Origin of the sequence: Brevundimonas sp. (assembly GCF_016463485.1) — a bacterium.
GTDB lineage: Bacteria > Pseudomonadota > Alphaproteobacteria > Caulobacterales > Caulobacteraceae > Brevundimonas.
Genome location: NZ_JAEMRD010000204.1, coordinates 1 through 4,242, shown reverse-complemented (window position 1 = coordinate 4,242; position 4,242 = coordinate 1). Strand labels below are relative to the sequence as shown.

5 protein-coding genes are annotated in these 4,242 nt (G+C 67.8%); all 5 read left to right on the top strand.

Annotation, left to right across the window (positions count from 1 at the left end):
* The coding region (gene infB, locus JHC99_RS17720; protein WP_292155990.1) for a translation initiation factor IF-2 at positions 1-1,286 on the top strand (1,286 nt) is incomplete at its 5' end.
* Between the two features lie 267 nt (positions 1,287-1,553).
* Complete coding sequence (locus tag JHC99_RS17715) at positions 1,554-2,069, top strand: hypothetical protein (RefSeq protein ID WP_292155989.1); 516 nt, start codon at positions 1,554-1,556, stop codon at positions 2,067-2,069.
* 149 nt (positions 2,070-2,218) lie between these two features.
* The gene (locus JHC99_RS17710) at positions 2,219-2,908 is read left to right on the top strand and encodes a DUF2459 domain-containing protein (RefSeq protein WP_292155988.1); all 690 of its coding nucleotides are present in this window, start codon (positions 2,219-2,221) and stop codon (positions 2,906-2,908) included.
* Between the two features lie 67 nt (positions 2,909-2,975).
* Positions 2,976-3,428, top strand: a complete 453-nt coding sequence (rbfA, locus tag JHC99_RS17705; protein ID WP_292155987.1) for a 30S ribosome-binding factor RbfA — start codon at positions 2,976-2,978, stop codon at positions 3,426-3,428.
* A partial coding sequence (gene truB, locus JHC99_RS17700; protein WP_292155985.1) for a tRNA pseudouridine(55) synthase TruB occupies positions 3,428-4,242 on the top strand: 815 nt, incomplete at its 3' end. The genes rbfA and truB, both read left to right, overlap by 1 nt.

Genomic DNA, 4,242 nt, shown 5'->3' with positions numbered 1-4,242 from the left:
ACATCGTCATCCTGGTGGTGGCGGCCGACGACGGCGTCATGCCCCAGACGATCGAAAGCATCCAGCACGCCAAGGCCGCCGGTGCCCCGATCATCGTGGCCATCAACAAGGTCGACAAGCCCGACGCCGATCCGCAGAAGGTCATCAACGAGCTTCTGCAGTACGAAATCATCGGCGAGGCCCTGGGTGGCGACACCCAGATCGTCGAGGTCTCGGCCAAGGCCAAGATCAACCTGGACGGTCTGATCGAGGCCATCCTGCTGCAGGCCGAGGTCATGGACCTCAAGGCCGATCCGGAACGCTCGGCCGAAGGCGTGGTCATCGAGGCCAAGCTGGACAAGGGCCGCGGCCCCGTCGCCACCGTCCTGGTCAAGCGCGGCACGCTGAAGCGCGGCGACATCGTCGTGGCCGGCTCCGCCTGGGGCAAGGTTCGCGCCCTGCTCAACGAGCGCAATGAACAGCTCAAGGAAGCCGGGCCTTCGGTCCCGGTCGAGATCCTGGGTCTGGACGAGGCGCCGTCGCCGGGCGAACCGCTGGCCGTCGTGGAATCCGAGGCCCGCGCTCGCGAGCTGACCGAATACCGTGCCCGCACCAAGCGCGAGAAGGCCACTGGCGGCATCAACCAGGTCAGCCTGGTCGACATGATGGCCAAGCTGGGCTCCAAGAAGATCTCGGAACTGCCGGTCCTCATCAAGTCGGACGTCCAGGGCTCGGGCGAGGCCATCCAGGGCTCGCTGGAGAAGATGGGCAACGACGAGGTCCGTGCGCGCGTCGTCTATTCCGGCGCCGGCGGTATCACCGAAAGCGACGTCCAGCTGGCCAAGTCGGCCGGCGCCCCGATCCTGGGCTTCAACGTCCGTGCCTCGAAACAGGCGCGCGACATGGCCGAGCGCGAAGGCGTGGAGATCCGGTATTACTCGATCATCTACGACCTGCTCGACGACATGAAGGGCGTGCTGTCGGGGATGCTGGCCCCGCTGCAACGCGAGACCTTCCTCGGCAACGCGGCGGTTCTCCAGGTGTTCGACATCTCCAAGACCGGAAAGATCGCCGGTTGCCGGGTGTCCGAAGGCGTGGTCCGCAAGGGCGCCAAGGTCCGGATCATCCGCGACGACATCGTCGTGCTGGAGCTGGGCACGCTCGCCACGCTCAAGCGCTTCAAGGACGAGGTCAACGAGGTGCCGTCGGGCCAGGAATGCGGCATGCATTTCCAGGGCTTCCACGACATCAAGGTCGGCGACTACGTCGAGTGCTTCACCGTCGAAGAGATCCAGCGGACTCTCTGAGTGGGGCGCTTCGCGCCGCGCTAACGCTCGCGACGCGGTCGCTTGCTGCTTGAGCACAATAGTCGGCTTTCCTCCCCGTTCGCCGCTTGGCGAACGGGGAGGGGGACCACGAAGTGGTGGAGGGGCTCTGGCCGCGCGCACCGCGTCCGGGGCGACAGCCCCTCCGTCTGCTCGCCAGAGGCTCGCATCCACCTCCCCATCGTTACGCGACGGGGAGGAGAGTTTCATCGCCCAGCTTCCGCCGCATAGGCGCTGGATGAAGTCGCCATGCTCCGCTGCCTGATCCCCGCCGTCCTCGCCGCTGCCGTGATCGCCACCCCGGCCTTCGCGGGAACCAGCTATCTCGCCTACAATCCGTCGGACCGGATCACGACGGCCCTGACGCGCGGCTTGACGCTCGAGGTCAACAAGGGGCTGTTCGGGGCGGTGTCGATCCGGCGGATCATCTCGACCAGCTCGCGCGGCTCGGCCGACATCCGGCGTGGCGGCCCGTACGAGGCGCGCGACGCCCTGCCCGAGGGCTCGGGCGAGAGTACCGTCTATACCATCCCGACCGAGGGCGACGGCCGCCCCCTGGCCCGCGCCCTGTGCCCCGGCGCCGACCAGACCTATCTGGTCGTCGGTCTGGTGCGGGCGGTGCGGCCCCTGACCATGCACGCGGTCGGCCGCTGGCCCGACGGCCGATACCGCCACTGCGTCGAACTCAACTACAGCTATCGCGGCGAATGGGCCCTGCCGCCGCGCACCGCGCCGGGTGAAAGCACCGCTCCCACCTTGCCGTGACAGACATTCTTGATACCGCTCATCCCGGCGGAAGCCGGGACCCAGTGCTTTGGGCGATCGGCCTCGAATATTGCTCCCGGGACCGATCCCACGCACCGTGCCTCATAAAAGAACTGGGTCCCGGCGTTCCCCGGGGATGAGCGGATAGAATGAAGGCTAGCTTCCTTGTCATAGCTGCGCTGGCAGGTGCCCTTGCCGCCCTTTGGACCTGGACCATCCCCGGTGACCCCGCGCGCTGGCCGGCCGCTGCGACGGAGCAGCGGATACCCGTCACCCTGCTCGACAACGGCTTCCACACCGACCTGGTCGTGCCCCGCGCGGCCCTGGCGTCGCGCCCCGGCCCCCTGGCCGACGCCGTCGGGACTCTGGGCCCCGGCGACTGGATCCTGATCGGCTGGGGCGATGCCACGTTCTATGTCGATCAGAGGCCGATCGCCGACCGTCTGCCCGACGGCGCCCGCGCCTTCTTCTGGCCCGGCAACCCCTCCGTCCTGATGCTGCGCCCCGAGACCATTGCGCCCGAACAGGCATTCGTCGCCGAGGGCCGACGTCGGCTTGTCCTGTCCGACACAGCCTTCGACGGGATGGCGCGCCGCGTGGAGGCCAGCCTCGACCTCTCGACCGGTGCCCCACGCGTCGCCGCGACCCGGCCCGGAGACCCGGTTCGCTTCTTCGCCAGCCGCGAGACGTTTTCCGTTCTGCACCTGTGCAATCACTGGGTCGGCGAGGTGCTGGACGCCGCCGGCCTGCCGATCCGGCCGGTTCAGACCATCCTGTCATCAGAGATCGGCCGAACCATCGACCGCACGCAATTGGACAGGGCGGCCCCGCAGGCCTAGACCGCCTCCCTTTTCCATTTCAGCCCTCCGCCGGGTCCGATCCCCGGCAAGCGCCGGAGACCACCTCATGAGCAACCGCAAACCCAAGACCAAGGCCACCGCCGGCCTGGTCAGCCAGCGCCAGCTGCGCGCCTCCGAAATGATCCGCCACGCCCTGGTCGAAGTCATGCGCGAGAACGAGATCCGCGATCCGGCCCTGGTCGGCGTCTCGATCACGGTCAGCGAGGTCCGGCTGTCGCCCGACCTGAAACACGCCACCTGTTTCGTCGAGCCCTTGGGTGCCGGCGTCGAGACCTCGGACACCGCCGGCCATATCGACGAGATCCTCAAGGCGCTGAACGCCCACGCCAAATTCCTGCGCGGGGCGCTGGGCCGGCACATCGACATGCGCTTCACCCCCGACCTGCGCTTCCGCCACGACGAGAGCTTCGAGGCCGCCGAGCGGCTGAACCGCCTGCTGGACGACCCGCGCGTGCGCGCAGACGTGTTCGTGCCGCCGGTCGAGGAAGACGACGCCTGATGGGCCGTCGTAAGAAGGGCGATCCGGTCAACGGTTGGGTCTGTCTCGACAAGCCGTTCGAGCTGGGGTCCACCGACGCCGTGTCGAAGGTCCGCCGCCTGTTCAACGCGCAGAAGGCGGGGCATGCGGGGACGCTGGACCCGCTGGCCAGCGGCATCCTGCCCATAGCGCTGGGCGAGGCGACCAAGACCGTGCCCTTCATGATGGAGGCGGAGAAGGTCTATCGCTTCACGATCCATTGGGGGATTTCGACCGCCAGCGTGGACCGGGAAGGGGAGATCATTGCCCGCTCCGACGTCAGGCCCAGCGTAGAGGCGGTGCGTGCGGCGCTGCCGTCCTTCGTCGGCGAGATCGACCAGACCCCGCCGCAGTTCAGCGCCATCAAGGTGGACGGCCAGCGCGCCTATGACCTGGCCCGCGATGGCGTGGAGTTCGAACTGGCCAGCCGCCGCGTCACCATCCACGAGGCCGAGGTCACGGACGCGCCGGACCCGGATCACGTCGAACTGACCATTCGCACCGGCAAGGGCGTCTATGTCCGGTCGCTGGCGCGCGATCTGGCGGTCATGCTGGGGGCCGAAGGGCATGTTTCGGCGCTGCGCCGCGAGCGGGTTGGACCGTTCAGTACCGAAAACGCGGTCACTCTGGATTTCCTGACCGATCTGGTGCATAGGGACGCCGCCTTTGAAGGCCTGCTGCCCGTAGCGACCGCCCTGGACGACATCCCGGAGCTGGCCATTACGGACCAGGACGCCTTCGCGCTTCGTCAGGGACGACCGATCGTTCTGCTCCCCCGACAGGTCGAGACGCTCAA